Annotated in this window: 20 protein-coding genes; 5 read left to right on the top strand and 15 right to left on the bottom strand. The window is 61.0% G+C overall.

Annotation, left to right across the window (positions count from 1 at the left end; all coding sequences use genetic code 11):
• The first annotated feature begins 40 nt into the window (after positions 1-40).
• Complete coding sequence (locus tag J9870_RS29670) at positions 41-169, top strand: hypothetical protein (protein ID WP_281728957.1); 129 nt, start codon at positions 41-43, stop codon at positions 167-169.
• Between the two features lie 888 nt (positions 170-1,057).
• Positions 1,058-2,311: an OprD family porin gene (locus J9870_RS06795; RefSeq protein ID WP_210643229.1), complete on the top strand. Its 1,254-nt coding sequence runs from the start codon at positions 1,058-1,060 to the stop codon at positions 2,309-2,311.
• A 399-nt stretch (positions 2,312-2,710) separates the two neighbouring features.
• On the opposite strand, the gene pcaC is transcribed toward J9870_RS06795, so the two are convergent.
• The 11 genes from pcaC to pcaR form a co-directional block, all read right to left on the bottom strand.
• Positions 2,711-3,103 (bottom strand): 4-carboxymuconolactone decarboxylase, encoded by a 393-nt coding sequence (pcaC, locus tag J9870_RS06790; RefSeq protein WP_011059667.1) that lies wholly within the window; start codon positions 3,101-3,103, stop codon positions 2,711-2,713.
• A 10-nt stretch (positions 3,104-3,113) separates the two neighbouring features.
• Complete coding sequence (gene pcaD, locus J9870_RS06785) at positions 3,114-3,914, bottom strand: 3-oxoadipate enol-lactonase (RefSeq protein ID WP_210643228.1); 801 nt, start codon at positions 3,912-3,914, stop codon at positions 3,114-3,116.
• A gap of 12 nt (positions 3,915-3,926) precedes the next feature.
• A complete protein-coding gene (locus J9870_RS06780) occupies positions 3,927-5,291 on the bottom strand; it encodes a 3-carboxy-cis,cis-muconate cycloisomerase (protein WP_210643227.1) in 1,365 nt (454 codons plus the stop codon).
• 45 nt (positions 5,292-5,336) lie between these two features.
• Positions 5,337-6,632, bottom strand: coding sequence for an MFS family transporter (locus tag J9870_RS06775; RefSeq protein ID WP_210643226.1), 1,296 nt, complete (start codon positions 6,630-6,632; stop codon positions 5,337-5,339).
• Positions 6,633-6,821: 189 nt separating this feature from the next.
• Entirely contained in the window at positions 6,822-7,388 is a 567-nt protein-coding gene (gene pcaG, locus J9870_RS06770; RefSeq protein WP_210643225.1) for a protocatechuate 3,4-dioxygenase subunit alpha, read from the bottom strand.
• 1 nt (position 7,389) lies between these two features.
• Positions 7,390-8,094, bottom strand: a complete 705-nt coding sequence (gene pcaH, locus J9870_RS06765) for a protocatechuate 3,4-dioxygenase subunit beta (RefSeq protein WP_210643224.1) — start codon at positions 8,092-8,094, stop codon at positions 7,390-7,392.
• Positions 8,095-8,131: 37 nt separating this feature from the next.
• Positions 8,132-9,337, bottom strand: coding sequence for a 3-oxoadipyl-CoA thiolase (gene pcaF / locus J9870_RS06760; RefSeq protein WP_210645126.1), 1,206 nt, complete (start codon positions 9,335-9,337; stop codon positions 8,132-8,134).
• Positions 9,334-10,116, bottom strand: coding sequence for a CoA-transferase subunit beta (locus J9870_RS06755; protein ID WP_210645124.1), 783 nt, complete (start codon positions 10,114-10,116; stop codon positions 9,334-9,336). Before J9870_RS06755 ends, pcaF begins: the two co-directional genes overlap by 4 nt.
• Positions 10,113-10,970, bottom strand: coding sequence for a CoA transferase subunit A (locus J9870_RS06750; RefSeq protein ID WP_210643223.1), 858 nt, complete (start codon positions 10,968-10,970; stop codon positions 10,113-10,115). The genes J9870_RS06755 and J9870_RS06750 overlap by 4 nt, the downstream gene beginning before the upstream one ends.
• Positions 10,971-11,254: 284 nt before the next feature.
• Positions 11,255-12,601, bottom strand: a complete 1,347-nt coding sequence (locus tag J9870_RS06745; protein ID WP_210643222.1) for an MFS transporter — start codon at positions 12,599-12,601, stop codon at positions 11,255-11,257.
• 155 nt (positions 12,602-12,756) lie between these two features.
• Positions 12,757-13,599: a pca regulon transcriptional regulator PcaR gene (pcaR, locus tag J9870_RS06740; protein ID WP_210643221.1), complete on the bottom strand. Its 843-nt coding sequence runs from the start codon at positions 13,597-13,599 to the stop codon at positions 12,757-12,759.
• A gap of 598 nt (positions 13,600-14,197) precedes the next feature.
• On the opposite strand from pcaR, the gene J9870_RS06735 reads away from it, so the two are divergent.
• Together J9870_RS06735 and J9870_RS06730 are read left to right on the top strand one after the other, a co-directional pair.
• Complete coding sequence (locus J9870_RS06735; protein ID WP_003184509.1) at positions 14,198-14,398, top strand: hypothetical protein; 201 nt, start codon at positions 14,198-14,200, stop codon at positions 14,396-14,398.
• A 364-nt stretch (positions 14,399-14,762) separates the two neighbouring features.
• A complete protein-coding gene (locus J9870_RS06730) occupies positions 14,763-16,238 on the top strand; it encodes an inorganic phosphate transporter (protein ID WP_109755785.1) in 1,476 nt (491 codons plus the stop codon).
• 249 nt (positions 16,239-16,487) lie between these two features.
• On the opposite strand, the gene ccoM is transcribed toward J9870_RS06730, so the two are convergent.
• From ccoM to J9870_RS06720, 3 genes are all read right to left on the bottom strand, one after another.
• Positions 16,488-16,604 (bottom strand): cytochrome c oxidase subunit CcoM, encoded by a 117-nt coding sequence (gene ccoM / locus J9870_RS29665; protein ID WP_281728956.1) that lies wholly within the window; start codon positions 16,602-16,604, stop codon positions 16,488-16,490.
• Between the two features lie 145 nt (positions 16,605-16,749).
• Positions 16,750-16,911: a hypothetical protein gene (locus tag J9870_RS06725; protein ID WP_210643220.1), complete on the bottom strand. Its 162-nt coding sequence runs from the start codon at positions 16,909-16,911 to the stop codon at positions 16,750-16,752.
• Between the two features lie 94 nt (positions 16,912-17,005).
• Positions 17,006-17,347: an aspartate-semialdehyde dehydrogenase gene (locus J9870_RS06720; protein WP_210643219.1), complete on the bottom strand. Its 342-nt coding sequence runs from the start codon at positions 17,345-17,347 to the stop codon at positions 17,006-17,008.
• 249 nt (positions 17,348-17,596) lie between these two features.
• Here J9870_RS06720 and rapA point away from each other — a divergent pair, with 249 nt between their 5' ends.
• Positions 17,597-20,443, top strand: coding sequence for an RNA polymerase-associated protein RapA (gene rapA, locus J9870_RS06715; RefSeq protein ID WP_210643218.1), 2,847 nt, complete (start codon positions 17,597-17,599; stop codon positions 20,441-20,443).
• A gap of 150 nt (positions 20,444-20,593) precedes the next feature.
• On the opposite strand, the gene J9870_RS06710 is transcribed toward rapA, so the two are convergent.
• The gene (locus tag J9870_RS06710; RefSeq protein ID WP_210643217.1) at positions 20,594-21,436 is read right to left on the bottom strand and encodes a cache domain-containing protein; all 843 of its coding nucleotides are present in this window, start codon (positions 21,434-21,436) and stop codon (positions 20,594-20,596) included.
• Between the last annotated feature and the right edge of the window lie 61 nt (positions 21,437-21,497).

The following is a 21,497-nucleotide window of genomic DNA, read 5'->3' as shown; positions in this document are numbered from 1 at the left end:
CTCCGGCATTGCTCCGTGGGCCCGCCGCGAAGGGCCATCCATGGCCCAGCGCGGCTACCTCGGCATCCATGCCGAGGTGCCCACTGCGCAATGCCTGCGTGCGGCCATCGTGGTTAACGGGGCGCCCGAGATCAACGTCCACCACGAGGCGGCCTTAGAGCCGACCTGATTCTTGGTGGGACCGCGTTTCTCCTGTGGGAGCGGGCTTGAACGCGAAGAGGCCAGCACATCCAACATCGCCGCAAACTGACCCTACACTATCGCGAGCAGGCTCGCTCCCACATAGGTTTGCGGGTGTTCACAACATTCGCACACGATACAAAAACCTGTGGGAGCGAGCTTGCTCGCGATGACGCCAGCACATCCAACACCACCACAAACTGACCCTCCGCTATCGCGAGCAGGCTCGCTCCCACAATGGGATCGGAGTACGACCGGGAGAACTAGGCCGGCTGTCAGGCCGCCTCGCGGTGGACGTTGATCTCGGGCGCCCCGTTAACCACGATGGCCGAACGCAGGCATTGTGGAGTGGGCATCCCGGCATGGATGCCGGGATAGCCGCGCTGGGCCATGGATGGCCCTTCGCGGCGGGCCCACGGAGCAATGCCGGAGTGAGGGCACACCGAGCCTAGGCGAGGTGCCGAGTGGTGGGGCAGAAGCGCTTTGGTTACTTTCGCGCTTTTCGAAAGTGACTCGCCGTAAGGGCGAAACCCTAAGTCGCCGTTACCGCGAAAACGGATATGTACTCAGTCAACAAGAGCAAGGCCAACTGACAGGCCGCCATCGCGAGCAAGCTCGCTCCCACAGGTTCTTCATCCAGCCAATCGGCCTTTTTTTGCCGTTCGATAATCGCCCAAAACCCGCAAACAGCAATTGAACCGATCCCAGGCGGCCCTTCACCATCGCTCGCACAAAACTAATAACAACAGGTTCGACGCCATGCCCACACGCCCTACTTCGTCCGGCTGATCAACAGAGCGCCCAGATCCACCGCACCGTCTGCAACCCAAGGTTGCGGCAACGACTCGCTTCGCCCACAACAATTAGAGACACGCCCATGAAACCCACACAGCACTTGTTCCCCAGCCTCATTGCCGTAGCCCTGACCAGTACCGCCCTGCCCGTCCTGGCCGCAGAGTCGGGGTTTGTCGAAGATGCTAAAGCCACGCTGAACCTGCGCAACTTCTACTTCAACCGCAACTTCACCAACTCGAATGCCACCCAGGGCAAAGCCGAGGAATGGACGCAGAGTTTCATCCTCGACGCCAAGTCTGGCTTCACCCAGGGCACGGTCGGCTTCGGTGTCGATGTGCTGGGCATGTACTCGGTCAAGCTTGATGGTGGTCGCGGCACCGCCGGCACCCAGTTGCTGCCCGTGCATGACGACGGTCGCCCTGCCGATGACTTCGGTCGCCTGGGCGTGGCCCTCAAGGCCAAGGTATCGAAGACTGAGCTGAAGGTCGGCGAATGGATGCCGGTGCTACCGATCCTGCGCTCCGACGACGGTCGTTCCCTGCCACAAACCTTCCGTGGCGGCCAGGTCACCTCCACGGAAATCAGCGGCCTGACCCTGTACGGTGGTCAGTTCCGCGCCAACAGCCCGCGCAACGACGCGAGCATGGAAGACATGTCAATGAACGGCCGTGGCGCGTTCACCTCCGACCGTTTCAACTTTGGCGGCGGCGAATATGCCTTCAACGAAAAGCGTACCCAGGTCGGCGTCTGGTATTCGGAACTGTCCGACATCTACCAGCAACAATACTTCAACCTGACCCACAGCCAGCCCATCGGCGACTGGACCCTGGGCGCCAACCTTGGCTACTTCATCGGCAAGGAAGACGGCAGCGCCCTGGCCGGCGACCTGGACAACAAAACCGCGTTCGCCCTGCTCTCGGCCAAATACGGTGGCAACACCTTCTACGTCGGCCTGCAGAAAGTCAGCGGCGATGATGCCTGGATGCGCGTCAACGGCACCAGCGGCGGCACCCTGGCCAACGACAGCTACAACTCCAGCTACGACAACGCCAAGGAAAAATCCTGGCAACTGCGCCATGACTTCAACTTCGCCGCCGTCGGCGTGCCGGGCTTGACCCTGATGAACCGCTATATCAGCGGCGACAACGTGCACACCGCCACGGTTGACGATGGCAAGGAATGGGGCCGGGAAAGTGAGCTGGCTTATACCGTGCAGAGCGGTGTGCTGAAGAGTCTGAATGTGAAGTGGCGTAACTCGACGATGCGCCGGGATTACGGCACCAATGAGTTCGATGAAAACCGGTTGATCGTCAGCTATCCGATCAGCTTGCTGTAAAAACCAACATGGGTGGAGGCTGTACCGGTGTGGGAGCGAGCTTGCTCGCGATGGCGTCATCTCATTCAAGATCGATGCAAGATGACCCAGCGCTTTCGCGAGCAAGCTCGCTCCCACAGGGGATTTTTGGGGTGGATGCAGATCCGGTGACCAGATCAATGTGGGAGCGAGCCTGCTCGCGATGACGTCATCACATTCAACATCGTCGCAAGCTGACCCAGCGCTTTCGCGAGCAAGCTCGCTCCCACATGGGATTTTTGGGGTGGATGCAGATCCGGTGACCAGATCAATGTGGGAGCGAGCCTGCTCGCGATGACGTCATCACATTCAACATCGTCGCAAGCTGACCCAGCGCTTTCGCGAGCAAGCTCGCTCCCACAGGGGATTTGTGGGTGGATGTTAAGACCGTGATTCGATACCCAGTTCGTCCCACACCGATTCGGCCAGGTGGAAGGTGGCGTTGGCCGCCGGAATGCCGCAGTAGATAGCGCTCTGCATGATCACTTCCTTGATCTCGCTGCGGCTCACGCCGTTGTTGGCGGCGGCGCGTAAATGCAGTTTGAGTTCTTCGTTGCGGTTCATGCCGATCAGCATGGCAATGGTAATCAGGCTGCGGGTATGGCGCGGCAGGCCCGGGCGGGTCCAGATGTCGCCCCAGGCATGGCGGGTAATCATTTCCTGGAATTCGCTGTTGAACTCAGTCAGGGCATTGAGGCTACGGTCAACGTGGGCATCGCCCAGCACCGCGCGGCGCACTTGCATGCCTTCGTCGTAACGTTGTTTCTCGTCCACAGAAAACTCCTCAGGCGCGGCCAGAATCAAGCAGGAAATCCAGCACCCGCGCGCTGAACGCGGCGCCGGCCTGGACATTGGACAGGTGCGCGGCGTAGAACTCGGCGTACTCGGCACCGCTGACCCGCTCCTGGATAAAGTGCCCACCCGACGGCGGCGTCACGGCATCTTCGGTGCCAGCGATCACCAACAGCGGTACGCGGATCGACGACAGTTGCTCGCGAAAATCGGCATCACGCACCGCTGCACAGTTGGCCGCATAACCCTGGGGCGAAGTGGCGGCGAGCATGTCGGTGATTTTTTTCGCCGTCGCAGGCTGCGCCTCGGCAAAGTCGGGGGTAAACCAACGGGCAATCGAGGCATCGCGCAACGCTACCATCGCGGCCTGGCCATCACGCAGCACGGCTTCGATGCGTGGGTTCCACACCGAGGGATCGCCGATCTTGGCGGCAGTGTTGCACACCACCAGTTTGTGTAGCCGCTCACCGGCATTGATCCCCAGCCATTGGCCGATCAACCCGCCCATGGACAAACCACAGAAATGCACCTTGTCGATGTTCAACTGATCAAGCATCGCCAGCACATCGCGCCCCAGTTGTTCGATGCTGTACGGTCCTTCGGTGACCAGCGACTGGCCATGGCCGCGGGTGTCGAAGCGCAACACACGAAAGTGTTCGCTGAAGGCCGGGACCTGTGGGTCCCACATGTGCAGGTCGGTGCCCAGGGAGTTGGAGAGCACCAGCACCGGGGCGTCTTGCGGCCCGTCCAATCGGTAATTCAGATCGCCTTCGGCGAGTTTGACGAATCCCACAACAATCTCCTTTCAGGCGTTCAAGGCAAGGTGTTCGGCCACCGCCCGGGCGACCCAGGTCTGGGCCTGGCCGAGGTAGTGGGCGGGGTTGAGTAGATGATCGATTTCGGCGGCGGACAGCTGCGCGGTGACCTGGGGTTCATCCCCCAGCACGGCGCGCAAATGCCGTTGCTCGGCCACCGCGCGCTTGCAACATTGCTCCAACAGATGATGCGCAGTGTCACGCCCGACACGCTGGGCCAGGACGATGCTCACCGCTTCGGCCAGCACCAACCCCTGGGTCAGTTCCAGGTTGCGGGCCATGCGCGCTGCGTCGACTTCCAGCCCATCAGCCAACAACCGCGCCTGTTGCAGGGCACCGGATACCAGGCAGCAGATCTCCGGCAAGGTTTCCCATTCGGCGTGCCACAGGCCCAGGCTGCGCTCATGTTCCTGAGGCATGGCGCTGAACAACGTCGACAACAAACCAGGCACCCGCGTCGCCGCGCCGATCAGCACCGCCGCGCCCACTGGATTGCGCTTGTGCGGCATGGTCGAGGAACCGCCCTTGCCCGGCGCCGACGGTTCGAAGGCTTCGCCGGCCTCGGTTTGCATCAATAGGCTGATGTCGCGCCCCAACTTGCCCAAGCTGCCGGCGATCAAACCCAGCACCGAACCGAACTCCACCAGACGATCGCGCTGGGTGTGCCACGGCTGTTCCGGCAGGCTCAGTTGCAGCTCGGCAGCCAAGGCTTCGGCGATGGGCAGGGCCTGCTCACCCAATGCGGCGAGCGTTCCGGAGGCGCCACCAAATTGCAGCACCAGCAAGCGCGGCTTGAGCTCTTTCAGACGTTGGCGGCTGCGAGTGATCGCCCCCAGCCAACCGGCGATTTTCATCCCCAGTGTCACCGGCGTGGCATGCTGCAGCCAGGTGCGCCCGGCCAGCGGCGTGGCAGCGTAACGTTCGGCTTGGCGGGCCAGGGTGACGGCCAGTTGCGCCAGCTCGTCCTCGATCAGCGTCAAGGCTTGGCGCAGTTGCAGTACCAGCCCGCTGTCCATCACGTCCTGGCTGGTAGCGCCCAGGTGCACATAGCGCTCGGCTTCGGCGTCCTCGCTGGCGATGCGCTTGCCCAACGCCTTGACCAAGGGGATCGCCGAATTGCCGGCGCTGGCAATCGCTTCGCCCAACGCCGAAAAATCGTACAACTGGGCACGACAGGCATTCTCGATCGGCGCCACCGCGCGCTGGGGAATCAATCCCACCCGCGCCTCGGCCCGAGCCAATGCCGCCTCGACATCCAGCATAGCCTGGACCCGGCCCGCATCGCAGAACACCTCGCGCATGTCGCGGGCGGTGAAGTAGGCATCGAACAGCTGATTGCCCGGTCGTTCGCTCATAAACAGTCCTTGGGTGCGCCGGCCTTACGGCCCGGCGCGGTTGGTTCAAAGGTCGTGATGCAAATACGCCGGTTGCTTGGGCAGGCGCAGGCTGAACAGGAATGCCACCACCATCATCACCGTGACATACCAGTAAAAGGCGTTTTCCATGCCTTGGGCTTTCAAGCTCAGGGCAACCCACTCGGCCGAACCACCAAAAATCGCATTCGCCACCGCGTAGGCCAACCCTACGCCCAGCGCCCGCACTTCGGGGGGAAACATCTCGGCTTTTACCAGACCGCTGATGGAGGTGTAGAAACTGACGATCGCCAGCGCCAACGTGATCAGGATAAATGCCAGAAATGGGCTGCTGATGCTTTTGAGAGTCAGCAGGATCGGCACTGTGCACAACGCACCCAGGGCACCGAACCAGAGCATGGAATTACGTCGGCCGATCTTGTCCGCCAGCATGCCGAACAGCGGCTGCATGCACATATAGAGGAACAACGCGCCGGTCATGATGTAGCTGGCGGTCTTGGCGTGCAGGCCGGCGGTGTTCACCAGGTATTTCTGCATGTAAGTGGTGAAGGTGTAGAAAATCAGCGAACCGCCGGCGGTGTAACCCAGTACGGTGATGAACGCCGCCTTGTGGTTGCGAAACAGCGCGGCGATGCTACCGGCATCCTTGTTCTCGCGCATTTCCTTGCTGCTGGTTTCCTTCAGGGAGCGACGCAGGAACAAGGAAATCAATGCGGCCACGGCGCCCACCGCGAACGGGATCCGCCAGCCGTAGGCGCGCAGTTCGTCTTCGTTGAGGAATTGTTGCAGGACCACCACCAGCGACACCGCCAGCAGTTGCCCGCCGATCAACGTCACATACTGGAACGAGGCAAAAAAGCCGCGCTGGCCCTTGAGGGCGACTTCGCTCATGTAGGTGGCCGTGGTGCCGTATTCGCCGCCCACCGACAGGCCTTGCAGCAAACGCGCGAGCAACAGCAGCACTGGCGCCCAGACGCCGATGTCCTTGTAAGTGGGCAGGCAGGCGATGAGTAACGAGCCGAAGCACATCATCAGCACCGAAATCATCATCGAGTTCTTGCGCCCGTGACGATCCGCCACCCGACCGAAAATCCAGCCACCGATGGGCCGCATCAGGAATCCGGCGGCGAACACGCCCGCGGTGTTGACCAGTTGCACCGTGGGGTTGTCCGACGGAAAAAACGCCGGCGCGAAATAGATCGCGCAGAACGCATAGACGTAGAAGTCGAACCATTCGACCAGGTTACCGGATGAGGCGCCGACGATGGCGAAGATGCGTTTGCTGCGTTCTTCGCCGGTGTAGTGACTGATTGGGATAGCCATGGGTTACTCACTCGTTGGGGACTTAACAAAGTCTAGACACACTTCGTAACAGCCCCGTTCCACAGTTTGTGTTGCCTGTGGCGCAGCCATGTGGGAGCGAGCCTGCTCGCGATGAAGGCAGCTATTCAAAATGGATGCAAGCTGACCCACCGCTATCGCGAGCAAACTCGCTCCCACAGGTGTAATCACTCAATAATCGAAGAACACCGTCTCGGCATCGGTGCCCTGCAGGACCACGTTCCACTGATACACACCCGAAGCATCGGGCTTGCTCACAATAGTGGCGCGACGTTCCTCAGGCACACAGGCCAGCAGCGGGTCGCTTTCGTTGGCCTGTTCGCCATCGAAGTAAATGCGTGTCAGCAGATGCTTGACCAGCCCGCGGGCAAACACCAGCACCACCAGGTGCGGTGCCTGGGTCGTGCCACCCAGTCCCGGCACGGTGCCCGGCTTGATGGTGGTGAACCGAAAGCGCCCTTCGGCGTCCACCGGCACCCGGCCGAAGCCTTCGAAGTTCGGATCCAGGGGTTTGTCCTGATCGTCTTCAGGGTGGGCGTATTTACCGGCGGCGTTGGCCTGCCAGACTTCCAGCATGGCGTCGTTGACGAACTGGCCATTGCCGTCGATTACCTGCCCGGTGATCGCCACGCGCTGGCCAAGGGTTTGGGCGACGGTCAGGTCTTCGCGGTTCAGCCAGGTCAGGCCAATGTGGTAATAGGGGCCAACGGTGTGGGACGTGGTGGCGGTAAGCGTCATCTTATTTCTCCATCGGCGTGGCATCGCGGCCGCGCAAAACGATGTCCCAGCGATAACCGAGGGCGTAATGAGGGACGGTTTTTTCCAAGTCGAAACTGGCGATCAGGCGTTCCTTGGCGCGAGTGTCCGGTACGCAGTTGTAGATCGGGTCGTAAGCCAGCAGCGGGTCCCCGGGGAAATACATCTGCGTCACCAGGCGCGTCAGAATACTCGGCCCGAACAGCGAGAAATGGATATGCGCTGGGCGCCAGGCATTGTGATGGTTGCCCCACGGATAGGCGCCGGGCTTGATGGTCTGGAACTGATACCAACCGTCAGCATCGGTGACGGTACGGCCGGTGCCAGTGAAGTTCGGGTCCAGCGGCGCGTCGTGGTTGTCGCGGTCATGGTTGTAGCGCCCGGCGGCGTTGGCCTGCCAGATCTCCACCAGGATGCCCGGCACGGGCTGACCGTGCTCATCCAGCACGCGTCCGTGGATAATGATCCGCTCCCCCTGTGGCTCGCCGGCATGCTGGGCGGTCAGGTCGTTGTCCTTTTCCTGCACGCGGTCGGCGCCTATGGTCGGACCGGTGATTTCCGACAGCGAGTGAGGCAGATACACCAACGGCTTGGACGGCGAGCGCAGGTTGGTGGACTGGTACGGTGGGTGCAAATACTCCGGCTGAGTGCCCGCTTGGGGGCGACGATAACCAGGCTTGTCAGTCATGCAGCGTTCCTCGGTTTCTTATTAGTAGAACGACGGGTCAGACGCGTTCGATCGCCAGCGCCAGCCCTTGGCCGACACCGACACACATGGTCGCCAGGCCTTTTTTGCCGCCGGTCTTTTCCAGATGATGCAGCGCCGTCAGCACCAGCCGCGCCCCGCTCATGCCCAACGGGTGGCCGAGGGCAATGGCGCCGCCGTTCGGGTTGACCTGTGGCGCATCGTCCGCCAGACCCAGCTCGCGCAGCACCGCCAAGCCTTGGCTGGCAAAAGCTTCATTGAGTTCGATCACATCGAAATCGGCGACCGCCAGCCCCAGGCGTTCAGTGAGCTTGCGCACCGCAGGTACCGGGCCGATGCCCATCACCCGAGGAGCCACGCCGGCACTGGCCATGCCCAGCACTTTGCCTCGCGGCGTCAGGCCATGTTTCTTGACCGCTTCGGCGGACGCCAGGATCAACGCGGCCGCCCCATCGTTGACGCCCGAGGCGTTGCCAGCCGTAACGGTCTTCTCCGGGCCGTTGACCGGCTTGAGCTTGCTCAAGATCTCCAGCGTAGTGTCGGCGCGAGGGTGTTCGTCCTGCTCGACCACGGTTTCGCCTTTCTTGTGGGCGATGCGCACCGGCACGATTTCCTCGGCGAAAAATCCTGCGGCCTGAGCCACCGCCGTGCGCTGTTGGCTGCGCAAGGCGAAAGCGTCCTGGTCGGCGCGAGACACGGCGTAATCATCGGCCACGTTGTCCGCTGTCTGCGGCATCGCATCCATACCGTACTGGGCTTTCATCAATGGGTTGATGAAGCGCCAGCCAATGGTGGTGTCTTCCAGTTTCATGTTGCGCGAGAACGCCGCGTCGGCCTTGCCCATCACGAACGGCGCGCGGGACATCGACTCCACACCGCCAGCGATAGCCAATTCCATTTCGCCGCTGGCGATGGCGCGGAACGCCGTACCGATGGCGTCCATACCCGAGGCACAGAGGCGGTTGAGGGTCACGCCGGGAATGCTCTGCGGCAAGCCCGCCAGCAACAGCGCCATACGCGCTACGTTGCGGTTGTCTTCGCCAGCCTGGTTGGCGCAGCCGAGGAACACCTCGTCCACGGCATTCCAGTCCACCGACGGGTTACGCTCCATCAGCGCCTTGATCGGCACGGCCGCCAGGTCATCGGCGCGCACGGCGGACAAGCCGCCGCCGAACCGGCCAATGGGGGTTCGAATCGCATCACAGATATAAACGTCACGCATCAGGCTTCTCCCGGTGCCTGGCCATGGGCCTTGGCAGTGCGAGCCTCCAGATCGCGCAGTGCGCGCAGCTCCAGTTCGGTCGGCTCGGCGGTGGTTTGCACCTGGTCGGCGAAACGAATCGCCCATCCGGTGGCGGCTATGACTTGCTCGCGGGTCACGCCCGGGTGCAGCGCAGTGACCACGAATTCGTGAGTGCCGGCTTCCGGTTCCATAATGCACAGGTCGGTGATGATACCCACCGGACCAGCACCCGGCAGGCCCAGGCGCTTACGGGAATCACCGCCCTCGCCGTGCCCGACCGAGGTGATGAAATCCAGTTTGTCGACAAATGAACGCGCCGACTGCTTGAGGATGATCAATACGCTCTTGGCCGAACCGGCGATTTCCGGCGCGCCACCGGCGCCCGGCAAGCGGACTTTCGGCTGATGGTAGTCGCCCACCACCGTGGTGTTGATGTTGCCGAACCGGTCGACCTGGGCCGCGCCGAGGAAACCGACGTCGATGCGCCCGCCCTGCAACCAGTAGCGAAAAATCTCACCGGTGGGTACGACAGTGTCCGCGGTTTCCGCCAGTTCACCGTCACCGATGGACAGCGGCAGTACGCTGGGCTTGGCACCAATCGGACCGGACTCGTAGATCAGGACCACATCCGGCGCCGAAGTCAGCCGTGCCAGATTGGCCGCTTTCGACGGCAGGCCGATACCCACGAAGCAAACGGCGTTGTTCTTCAACCGACGGGCCGCGGCAACGGTCATCATTTCATTGGTGGAGTACGTCATTATTTCGCCTCCGAAGCGGCTGCCAGTCTGGCCTGGAACTCACTGAAGTCTTTAGTGCCGTGGATGTATTCGTTGATCCACGCGGTAAAGGTCTCACGATCCCGGGCGATGGGGTCCCACGCTTGGTAGAAACGATTGTCACGTTCGGTGTAGCCGTGGGCGTAGGACGGATGCGCGCCGCCCGGGACGTGGCAGACCGCGCTCAAGGCCCAGGTCGGCAGCACGCAGGCGTTCATCGGCGCGTTCAGGTCGTCGACGATTTCCTCCACAGTGACGATGCAGCGCTTGGCGGCCAGGGCCGCTTCTTTCTGCACACCGAGAATGCCCCACAGCAGCACGTTGCCCTTGCGGTCGGCTTTTTGGGCGTGGATCACTGTGATGTCCGGGCGCACCGAAGGCACAGCGGCCAGGACTTCACCGGTGAAAGGACAAGTCACGCTTTTGATCAGCGGGTTGACCTTCGGCAGGTCAGAGCCGGCGTAGGCCCGCAGCACCGCGAACGGTAGGCCAGAGGCCCCGGCAACGTAGGCATTGGCCAGGTCGGCGTGGCTGTGTTCCTCGATCTCCAGAGGGTGCGGCCATTGCTTCTCTACCGCATCGCGCAGACGGTGCAACGAACCCACGCCAGGGTTGCCACCCCAGGAAAAAATCAACTTGCGAGCACAGCCGGCGCCGATCAACTGGTCGTAGATCAGGTCAGGCGTCATCCGAACCAGGGTCAGATCTTTCTTGCCCTGACGAATGATTTCATGACCCGCCGCCGTCGGAATCAGGTGAGTAAAGCCTTCGAGCGCGACGGTATCGCCGTCGTTGACGAATTGCTTCACCGCGTCGTGCAGCGAAAGGATTTCAGCCATGGGGCAGGCTCCCGTTTTTCAGTAGACCGACATGAAGAAAAAGGCGCGAGGTTAAGCGCCGGAGTGACTGAAGATTAAGCTGCGGAAAAAGACCAAACAATCCGATAATCGACTGAGTGTTCGTTTATCGAACAGATTGTTGTTTGGCTATCGATTCCCTCGAACACGCAGAACACCTGTGGGAGCGAGCTTGCTCGCGATGGCGGTCAGTCAGCACCAGATAGGTTGACTGACACACCGCTATCGCGAGCAAGCTCGCTCCCACAAGGGATCATGTTCCCGCCTCAGGTCGCATCCGCATGGCTGACCATGCCCTTGATCACCACCGCAGTGGTCGCCAGCGCAGCCGGGATCACCAGGGCGGTCAGGACCTGTTCGAAGTTCCAGCCCAGGCCTAGCAAGGTCGCGCCCATCCAGGCGCCGAGGATCGCGCCGAAACGACCAATGCCCAGCATCCACGACACACCCGTGGCCCGCCCTTGGGTTGGATAGAAACGCGCCGCCAGGGACGGCATCGCCGATTGCGCGCCGTTGACGCACATGCCGGCCACCAGCACCAGGGTGGCAAGCAAGGTAATGTTGCCCAGGCTCTGCCCTACCGCGTAGGCAAATATCCCGGCCATCAAATAGAAAAGTCCGATGACCTTGTGCGGATTGAACCGGTCCATCGCCCAACCCACCCCGACGGCGCTCAACACACCACCAAATTGGAACAACGCACCGATAAACGCCGCCTGCTCCATGCTCGCGCCGCTGTCGCGCATCAGGGTCGGCAGCCAGCTGGTCAGTAGGTAAACAATCACCAGGCCCATGAAATAGGTCAGCCACAGCAACAAGGTACCGGCGCTGTAGGTGCCGGAGAAGATCACTGCCAGCACGTTGCGGGCCTTCACGGTTTTCTGTTCCGGCACGCTGAAGCTCGCTGCTTGGGCGATGGCGGCCGGGTCAATCGGCGCCAGGGCCTTGCGCACTTTGTCGGTGCCACGATTGCGCACCACCAGATAACGCGCCGACTCCGGCAGCCACAACAACAGAGCGACCGCCAGGATCAACGGCAGGATCCCGCCGATCAGCAACAGGCTGTGCCAGCCGAACGCCGGGATCAGCTTGGCGGAGATGAACCCGCCACCGGCCATGCCCAGGTTGAAGCCGCAGAACATGCTGGTCACCAGCAGGGATTTCTTACGCTCCGGGGTGTATTCCGACAGTAAGGTGGTGGCGTTCGGCATTCCGGCGCCCAACCCCAGGCCGGTGAGGAAGCGCAACACCAACAATTGATCGACGCTGGTGCTATAGGCCGACGCCAGGCTGAACGCGCCAAACAGCAGGACCGCGCCCACCAGTACGACTTTTCGTCCGAAGCGGTCAGCCAAGGGGCCGGAACCCAGCGCACCGAAGACCATGCCGATCAGCGCGGCACTCATCACCGGGCCAAGACTGGCGCGATCGATACCCCAATCCTGGGACAGGGCCGGGGCGATGAAGCCCATGGCCGCTGTGTCGAGGCCGTCGAGGAAGACAATAAGGAAGCAGAGAATCACCACCCGCCACTGGTAACGCGAGATAGGCTGGGCATTGATAAAGGATTGCACATCGAGGCAGTTGCCTACGGAGGTCTGGGGCTGGTTCATTTTATTTTTATTCCACGCGAAAAACGCAGGCGAACGGGATCGCCATCCGGTCGAGCCTGGCTCGATTCACGCCGGATGACGCTGGCGCGACATTAATGAGGCGCGACAAACACCGTCAATTCCGCGGAGCCGACTCTGTGCGTTTATCGAACAGCTTAAGTGAACAGCTGCGCGCTCAAGTCGCGGCTTGCCGCCAGCAGGCCTGGCAGGAAGCGCTGCTCCAACTCGCTGCGGCTGACCCGACCGGCATGGGTACTGACGTTCAGCGCCGCCACTACCTGGCCGGAAGCGTCATACACCGGCACGGCAATCGAACGCAGGCCCTGCTCCAGTTCCTGGTCGACGATGCACCAGCCTTGCTGCCGGACTTGTTGCAGGCATTCGAGCAATGCCTCGGGCGTGTGCAGGGTCCGACTGGTCTTGGCCTGCAAGTCAGCGTGGTCGAGGTAATCACGCAGCGAGGCGTCGTCCAGGGCGGCCAGAAGTATCCTGCCCATTGACGTGCAATAGGCCGGCAGGCGCCCGCCGACCGAGAGGTCCACGGAAATCAGTCGCTGGGTGGTGGCCGATCGGGCGATATAGAGGATATCGTCGCCTTCGAGCGTCGCCATGTTGCAAGCCTCATGCAACTGTTCGCTCATGCGGTCCAGGTACGGCTGGGCAGAAACGGCCAAGGGTGTCGATGACAGATAAGCGTGACCGAGGGTCAGCACTTTGGGCAACAGAGAATAGGTTCGTCCGTCAGTCGTGGCGTAGCCGAGCTTGATCAAGGTATGCAGGCAACGCCTGACGGCGGCGCGGGGGATTTCCGTGCGGTGGCTGATCTGGGCGATCGTCAGGTGCCGCTTGCGCTCCTGGAACGCCTGGACCACCGCCAGCCCCCGGGCCAGGGACGTCATGAAGTCCGGGTCACCGGTCAGGGCCTGGATTCGCTTGGCCGGCGAGGCGACGATTGGAGGCGCTACTGATGCGAAGGCGTTGCGCAGTTGGTCGTTCATGTCTGGTCCTTCCCGGCGAATGACGGCTATTACAAGCGGTTGCCCAATGGACAGACAAGGGCTTGGCCGCCAAGATCGTTCGATTATCGAACCAGCAACCGATAATCGCAATCAGGCTGATCTGCGTAACAATCCACATCGCCTGCCGAGACGACTCGATAAAAAGTTGAAGATCTTCCAGGCGGTTTGACTTGAACACAGTGCACCGGATATTGAACTTGTCACCTTTGATGGCGTCAGCATACCGGCACTTGTCGGATAGGTCCTGTAACCTAACGGCCATAAGTTGCGCATACAAAACATGGATTCACACAACAACGGATACTTTTAGTTTTTCCCGGTAGTGTTCTTCAAGTGGACCGCTATAATGCACTTCAGTGACGCAACGGCCAATCGACCGTTCTCGTCCGCAGGCACTGCGCTTATCCCGCAGTGTCAGCAACAGGTGCCCGAAGCCCCTTAAAGGCCGCTTCCCCTGTATTGGCAACAACACGAAGCCCTGATGCTACGTCAGCTGTCAGCTCTGGTGCCGTGGCCGTCTGCGTGTCTACCATGCAGTGCGTATCACCGGATGCATTTCAATTTATTAGGTAAAACTGTGACGAAAGACGAACTGCGCGCGGAACTTGAGCGCCAGGAACAACGTTACAAGGAAGTTTACGGCGGGGAAGTCACCACCTACGCCGCGCAGCCTGAACCAGAACGCAAACCCTGGCGTAAACGCGCCACCGTTCAGGACCAGGCATTCACCCAGGAACTTCAGAAAATGGAAAAAGAACTTAAAGCCGAAGAGCAGTGACGCTTTAGGCTTGATGTTCTTGTGAAGCGGTATCCGGCCAACACCCTGGCCGGAAGCCGAGACTGGACGCCCGTCATGAGCGGGCCGCCCTCTCCTCCGTCAATGGTCGAGGAATGGTCATTGCCGAACTTTTTTCAGATATTTCATACAACCACCTGAGGCCTCCACCAGCTTCGGGACGATCTTGCCGTTCGCGCTTTCCACCCCGGAATCAATGGGTTGCAAGCCCCTCCGAGAACCTCGGTCCAGAGGGCTTCTTACAAATTATTTCGTTGAAGAATGTTACCGATGAGCAGGCAATGCATCGATTGCCATGGTTTTCTGGCATAATCGCGCCCCCTTACGACCGGGTCAGAAAACCTTCATGATCGATTTATTCAGCGGACTGGATGCTTGGGTGCTTGTGAGCCTCTTGCTCGCCCTGGCTTTTGTCCTCGCCTTCGAGTTCATCAACGGCTTTCATGACACCGCTAACGCGGTTGCCACTGTTATCTACACCAAAGCCATGCCGCCTCATCTGGCGGTGTTCTTTTCCGGTGTGTTCAATTTCCTCGGTGTACTGCTGGGTGGCGTGGGAGTGGCGTATGCCATCGTCCATCTGCTACCCGTGGAGCTGCTGATCAATGTGAACACCGGACACGGGCTGGCCATGGTGTTTTCGCTGCTCGCAGCGGCCATCACCTGGAACCTGGGCACTTGGTACTTCGGTATCCCGGCTTCCAGTTCCCACACGCTGATCGGCTCGATTCTCGGGGTCGGCCTGGCCAATGCGTTGATCAACGATATTCCGTTGGCCGACGGGGTGAATTGGCAGAAGGCGATCGATATCGGTGCCTCCCTGGTGTTCTCGCCAATGGCCGGTTTCCTGATTGCCGCCCTGGTGCTGATCGGCCTGAAATGGTGGCGCCCGCTGTCGAAGATGCACAAGACGCCGGAACAGCGCCGCAAGATCGACGATAAAAAGCACCCGCCGTTCTGGAACCGCCTGGTGCTGGTGATCTCGGCCATGGCCGTCAGCTTCGTCCACGGCTCCAACGATGGTCAGAAAGGCATCGGCCTGATCATGCTGGTGCTGATCGGTATCGTGCCTTCACAGTTCGTACTCGACCTGAGCAGCACCACCTATCAGATCGAGCGAACCCGCGATGCGACCTTGCACCTGAGCCAGTTCTACCAGCGCAACAGCGAATCGCTGGGTGAATTCCTGGCGTTGGGCAAAAGCGTGGAAGGCGATCTGCCGGAAAAATTCCGTTGCAACCCGCAGCAGACCGAACCCACCATTGACGCCCTGCTCAGCACCCTCAAAGGTGTGGCGGATTACCATTCGCTGCCTTCGGAAAGCCGTATCGAAGTACGTCGCTACCTGCTCTGCCTGGACGACACAGCGAAGAAAGTCGGCAAGTTGCCAGGCCTGGCCGCCCGTGAGAAAGACGACCTGAACAAGCTGCGCAAGGACCTGACCGGCACCACCGAATACGCCCCGTTCTGGGTGATCCTGGCGGTCGCCCTGGCGCTGGGCCTGGGCACCATGGTCGGCTGGAAGCGTGTGGTGCTCACCATCGGTGAGAAGATCGGCAAGCAAGGCATGACCTACGCCCAGGGCATGTCAGCCCAGATCACCACCGCGTGCATGATCGGCATGGCGAACATTTTCAGCCTGCCGGTCTCCACCACCCACGTACTGTCCTCGGGCGTGGCCGGCACCATGGTCGCCAACAAGAGCGGCCTGCAAGGTGGCACCGTGCGTAACATCCTGCTGGCCTGGGTGCTGACCCTGCCGGCAACGGTGGCACTGTCGGCCGGGTTGTTCTGGCTGGCGTCCAAAGCCCTGGGTAGCTGATTCCCACGGTTTACAAAGAAGGTGCGATCCTTGCGGGTCGCACCTTTTTTTTGCCCAAACACCCGACAACTGTGGGAGCGAGCTTGCTCGCGATAGCGGCGTGTCAGCCACTATATACATTGGCTGACTGACGCCATCGCGAGCAAGCTCGCTCCCACATGGTTTTATGTGGAACAGAAAAAATCGCAAAAAAAAAGGGCGACCGAAGTCGCCCAAAATGCCTTGCGTGCTCGTTGTCGCTGGAAAGACCTACGGCTTTTTGCGCTTGTGCGCGTCTCTCCAGATAAATAATCCAAAAACCGCGAAAAATACGAACATGAGGCCGACCGTCAACACTCCGGCAAACACCACATTATCGAAAAACATGACTAGCCTCCTGGTCTTGCCCCTGTTGCGATGGGTTCAAGTTAACCAATCAGGCCTGGATGAAAATTGACCGGGGTCAATAACGCCCGCAACGGGGCGCAAAGGTGGGGGAATAACTGATCTGCATCAATGGATCGAGGGGGGTTCAGCGTTTTTTCGGTTTGTTTTTCGACTTTTTCTTGGGTTTGCCCAAAGGCATCGCTTGCTCGAAAGCCAGGCGGACTTCGTTGAGGCGTTTTTCGTTGAGGTCGTGAACGCGCTTGGCGCGCTCAGCGTTGAGGTCGATCAGTTTGTCGTCTTGGCTCATGGCGTGTCGGCATCGTGCAGTGAAGTGCGGATGCGCCCATGATGCGGGCTGTTGACGACGTTGACCAGCCTGCGTACGTCGGCAAACGCCTGAATCAGATCTGGATATCGACCCACAGGCCCTGGCGCGACTCTTCTTCCATCAGCGGCACCACCGGTACGGTGTTATCGGCATTGAGTTCGGTACCCGGTACGGCCAGGTGCTCTTCGGGGTCCTCATCGGCTTCGCGGTGGCGCTTGTCGCGCTCCTGTCGACGACGCTGTTCCTCGCGCAGCAGCAGCGCGGCCTCTTCTGGATCACGATTTTGCAGGTCGATAGTGCTTTCATTGGAGCTTTGCTGCACCGGGACCACGGGCGGTATATCCGGTCGCTGGCGGATCGGATCCTGTTGAGCCGTAATGGGGACGGCGCTCAAAGGAAGCATGGGTGGCAACATAAAGGTCTCCTGTCTTCAGGTTGTCGGCTGCAGTAATGGCGACTTGAACCGCCGGTCTGAAACTTGTGACCCAGTTGGCATTGCAGCAATAGCCAGGGCCGAGCTTGTTTGATCGCTGAACAAACTTAAGTTCCGTGCCACCGGGTGACGAATCAGCCCCTATGCCAGCATAGTGCGTACGTAAATCCTTTGGTCTGAGGGATCATTCCGTTAAGATAACCGGCTTTTTCAAGGCGGGAGTCAGGCAGCATGGCGCAGCAGTATCAACCGGGGCAACGCTGGATCAGTGACAGCGAAGCCGAGCTGGGTTTAGGCACCGTTCTGGCACAGGACGGCCGCTTGTTGACCGTGCTCTACCCGGCCACTGGCGACACTCGCCAGTACGCGCTACGGAATGCGCCCCTCACCCGTGTACGGTTTTCGCCGGGCGATGTGATCACTCACTTCGAAGGCTGGAAAATGACCGTGCGCGAAGTCGATGATGTCGACGGGCTGCTGGTCTACCACGGTCTCAACGGGCAGAACGAAGTCGTCACCCTGCCGGAAACCCAGCTCTCGAACTTTATCCAGTTCCGCCTGGCCAGCGACCGTCTGTTCGCCGGCCAGATCGACCCACTGGCCTGGTTTTCCCTGCGCTACCACACCTTGGAACACACCAGCCGCCAGTTGCAGTCTTCGCTCTGGGGCCTGGGTGGTGTCCGTGCCCAGCCGATCGCCCACCAGTTGCACATTGCCCGTGAAGTGGCCGACCGCATTGCACCGCGGGTGTTGCTGGCGGACGAAGTCGGCTTGGGCAAGACCATCGAAGCCGGCCTGGTGATCCACCGCCAACTGCTGTCCGGCCGCGCCAATCGCGTACTGATCCTGGTGCCGGAAAACCTTCAGCATCAGTGGCTGGTGGAAATGCGTCGGCGGTTCAACCTGCAAGTCGCGCTGTTCGACGAAGAACGCTTCATCGAAAGCGATGCCAGCAACCCGTTCGAAGACACCCAGTTGGCCCTGGTGGCGCTGGAGTGGCTGGTGGACGACGAGAAGGCCCAGGACGCGCTGTTCGCCGCCGGCTGGGACCTGATGGTGGTCGACGAAGCCCACCACCTGGTTTGGCACGAGGATCAGGTCAGCCCGCAATACGCCCTGGTCGAACAGCTTGCCGAGACGATCCCCGGCGTGCTGCTGCTAACCGCAACCCCGGAACAACTGGGCCAGGACAGCCACTTCGCCCGTCTGCGCCTGCTGGACCCGAACCGCTTCCATGACCTGCAGGCCTTCCGTGCCGAGAGCGAAAATTATCGCCCGGTGGCCGAAGCCGTGCAGGAGTTGTTGGACAAGGGCCGTCTCTCGCCCGAAGCCCACAAGACCATCCACGGCTTCCTGGGCAACGAAGGCGAAGCGTTGCTGACTGCCGTCAACGACGGCGATGTCGAAGCCAGCGCCCGCCTGGTCCGCGAACTGCTGGACCGCCATGGCACTGGCCGCGTGCTGTTTCGCAATACCCGGGCCGCGGTGCAAGGCTTCCCGGAGCGCAAGCTGCACGCCTACCCGCTGCCATGCCCGGATGAATACCTCGAGCTACCGTTGGGCGATCACGCCGAGCTGTACCCGGAAGTCAGCTTCCAGGCCCAGCCGGACGCCAGCGAAGAAGAACGCTGGTGGCGTTTCGACCCGCGGGTCGAGTGGCTGATCGACACCCTGAAGATGCTCAAGCGCACCAAAGTGCTGGTGATCTGCGCCCATGCCGAAACCGCCATGGACCTGGAAGACGCCCTGCGCGTGCGTTCCGGCATCCCGGCCACGGTGTTCCATGAAGGCATGAACATCCTGGAGCGCGACCGCGCGGCAGCCTATTTCGCTGACGAAGAATTCGGCGCCCAGGTGCTGATCTGCTCGGAAATCGGCAGTGAAGGCCGCAACTTCCAGTTCGCCCATCACTTGGTGCTGTTCGACCTGCCGTCCCACCCGGACTTGCTGGAGCAGCGCATCGGCCGTCTGGACCGAATCGGCCAGAAACACACCATCGAACTGCATGTGCCTTACCTGGAAACCAGCCCCCAAGCGCGCTTGTTCCAGTGGTATCACGAAGCCCTGAACGCCTTCCTCAACACCTGCCCGACCGGCAACGCCTTGCAGCATCAGTTCGGCCCACGCCTGCTGCCGCTGCTGGAAGAAGCCGACGATGGCCAGTGGCAAGCGCTGATCGACGAAGCCCGCACCGAACGCGAACGCCTGGAAGCCGAGCTGCACACCGGTCGCGACCGTCTGCTGGAGCTCAACTCCGGCGGTGCGGGTGAAGGCGATGCACTGGTGGAGGCGATTCTCGAGCAGGACGACCAGTTCGCCCTGCCGATCTACATGGAAACCCTGTTCGACGCCTTCGGCATCGACAGCGAGGACCATTCGGAAAACGCGCTGATCCTCAAGCCGAGCGAAAAAATGCTCGACGCCAGCTTCCCGCTGGGCGACGACGAAGGCGTGACCATTACCTACGACCGCAACCAGGCACTGTCTCGCGAAGACATGCAGTTCATCACCTGGGAGCACCCGATGGTGCAGGGCGGCATGGACCTGGTGCTGTCCGGTTCCATGGGCAACACCGCCGTGGCGCTGATCAAGAACAAGGCCCTCAAGCCGGGCACCGTGTTGCTGGAACTGCTCTACGTCAGTGAAGTGGTAGCCCCACGCTCACTGCAACTGGGCCGCTACCTGCCACCGGCCGCTCTGCGCTGCCTGCTGGACGCCAACGGCAACGACCTGGCCGCCCGGGTCTCGTTCGAAACCCTGAACGACCAACTCGAAAGCGTGCCCCGTGCCAGCGCCAACAAGTTCATCCAGGCCCAGCGCGATCAGCTCACGCCACGGATCAATGCTGGTGAGGAAAAGATCGCCCCGCGTCACGCTGAACGCGTGGCCGAGGCCCAGCGTCGCCTGGCCGCTGACACCGACGAAGAACTGGCGCGCCTGACCGCCCTGCAAGCGGTCAACCCGACTGTGCGCGACAGCGAACTGGTGGCCCTGCGCCAACAGCGCGAGCAAGGCCTGGCAATGCTTGAGAAGGCGGCGCTGCGCTTGGAAGCGATTCGGGTATTGGTGGCGGGCTGATTGCCTTGGCAACCTAACAAGAGGCCCGCAGCGATGCGGGCTTTTTTGTGGAAAGCTGCCGAACACAGAACTGTTTAGGCCGGGGACATGGACAACTGTGGCGAGGGGATTCATCCCCTCGCCACAAGTACACGCGCCTCAGTGTCAGGCTCAAGGGCTGTAATACCCCACCGCCACTAAAAAATGCCCGACTTTCTTCAAGTAAGCGTGCTTGTCCTCGACCTTGCCGGTCACCGGGTTCTTCCAGCGATACTCGTACTCCCCCTCATCCTGTTTGCCGATCATGGCCAGGATCGGCTCGCCCACCGGCTTGCCATCCGGGTCCTTGACCTTGGCGAAATCGGTATTGATCAACCGCAGGTTGGTGCCGTGGCCGACATAGCGCCGGGTATTGAGGTCTACGACGAAGACATACAGGTCATCCTGCAGGTAACCGCCCTTGAGGGAATTGATTGCGGTCAGCGTGGCCTTCTCGTTCTTCGACAAGTCGCTCGAAGCCTTGCCCAACAGCGCCCTGGCCTGTTCGGCTGAGGCCCGTGGCAAGTAGTAGCCGACGGCCAGGATCCGTTCACCGACCCGCTGGAAATACACATGCTTGCGCTCGACCTTGCCGTCGGCCCAGTTCTGCCAGCGATACTCGGCCTGCTGGATGCCACTGGCTTCAGGGGTTTTCAGGGCGTCCTTGAAGGCTTTGCGCAAGTCCGGCCCCAGCACCTCGGAGACGTCTCGACCTATCAACGCCGAAGAGGGACCGCCGCTGGCGAGCATGACACCCTGGGTATCCACCACGAACACGTAGCGGTCCTTGTCGACGAACTCCCCTTGGCGGCTGAAGGCGGCAAACGCTTTGTCACCGTTGTCGTGGTAATAGGCCAGGGCCTTTTCCAGCAGTGCCCGGGCCGCCTGGCCATCGTCAGGTGTCGCGGCGTGAACCGGTGCCAACCCCAGCACAAGCATTGCACCTAGCCAGGCCATCTTATGCAAAAACCCCATACGTGCGCCCCTCGTTCTTGTTGGTGTTTCAAGAGCGTAGACGGCGTGGGGTGATGTGGGA

The sequence above is a fragment of the Pseudomonas sp. Tri1 genome (assembly GCF_017968885.1).
Classification (GTDB): Bacteria; Pseudomonadota; Gammaproteobacteria; order Pseudomonadales; family Pseudomonadaceae; genus Aquipseudomonas.
This window is presented reverse-complemented; position numbering and strand designations above follow the sequence as displayed.

What these genes read in the sequence shown, in the direction of transcription:
- J9870_RS29670 (WP_281728957.1), top strand. Translation starts at nt 41, where the DNA reads ATGGCCCAGCGCGGCTACCTCGGCATCCATGCCGAGGTGCCCACTGCG.
- ccoM (WP_281728956.1), bottom strand. Translation starts at nt 16,604, where the DNA reads ATGTTTTTCGATAATGTGGTGTTTGCCGGAGTGTTGACGGTCGGCCTC.
- J9870_RS06745 (WP_210643222.1), bottom strand. Translation starts at nt 12,601, where the DNA reads ATGAACCAGCCCCAGACCTCCGTAGGCAACTGCCTCGATGTGCAATCC.
- J9870_RS06795 (WP_210643229.1), top strand. Translation starts at nt 1,058, where the DNA reads ATGAAACCCACACAGCACTTGTTCCCCAGCCTCATTGCCGTAGCCCTG.
- pcaG (WP_210643225.1), bottom strand. Translation starts at nt 7,388, where the DNA reads ATGACGCTTACCGCCACCACGTCCCACACCGTTGGCCCCTATTACCAC.
- pcaR (WP_210643221.1), bottom strand. Translation starts at nt 13,599, where the DNA reads ATGAACGACCAACTGCGCAACGCCTTCGCATCAGTAGCGCCTCCAATC.
- J9870_RS06720 (WP_210643219.1), bottom strand. Translation starts at nt 17,347, where the DNA reads ATGTTGCCACCCATGCTTCCTTTGAGCGCCGTCCCCATTACGGCTCAA.
- pcaH (WP_210643224.1), bottom strand. Translation starts at nt 8,094, where the DNA reads ATGACTGACAAGCCTGGTTATCGTCGCCCCCAAGCGGGCACTCAGCCG.
- J9870_RS06710 (WP_210643217.1), bottom strand. Translation starts at nt 21,436, where the DNA reads ATGGGGTTTTTGCATAAGATGGCCTGGCTAGGTGCAATGCTTGTGCTG.
- J9870_RS06730 (WP_109755785.1), top strand. Translation starts at nt 14,763, where the DNA reads ATGATCGATTTATTCAGCGGACTGGATGCTTGGGTGCTTGTGAGCCTC.
- J9870_RS06725 (WP_210643220.1), bottom strand. Translation starts at nt 16,911, where the DNA reads ATGAGCCAAGACGACAAACTGATCGACCTCAACGCTGAGCGCGCCAAG.
- J9870_RS06775 (WP_210643226.1), bottom strand. Translation starts at nt 6,632, where the DNA reads ATGGCTATCCCAATCAGTCACTACACCGGCGAAGAACGCAGCAAACGC.
- J9870_RS06750 (WP_210643223.1), bottom strand. Translation starts at nt 10,970, where the DNA reads ATGGCTGAAATCCTTTCGCTGCACGACGCGGTGAAGCAATTCGTCAAC.
- J9870_RS06780 (WP_210643227.1), bottom strand. Translation starts at nt 5,291, where the DNA reads ATGAGCGAACGACCGGGCAATCAGCTGTTCGATGCCTACTTCACCGCC.
- rapA (WP_210643218.1), top strand. Translation starts at nt 17,597, where the DNA reads ATGGCGCAGCAGTATCAACCGGGGCAACGCTGGATCAGTGACAGCGAA.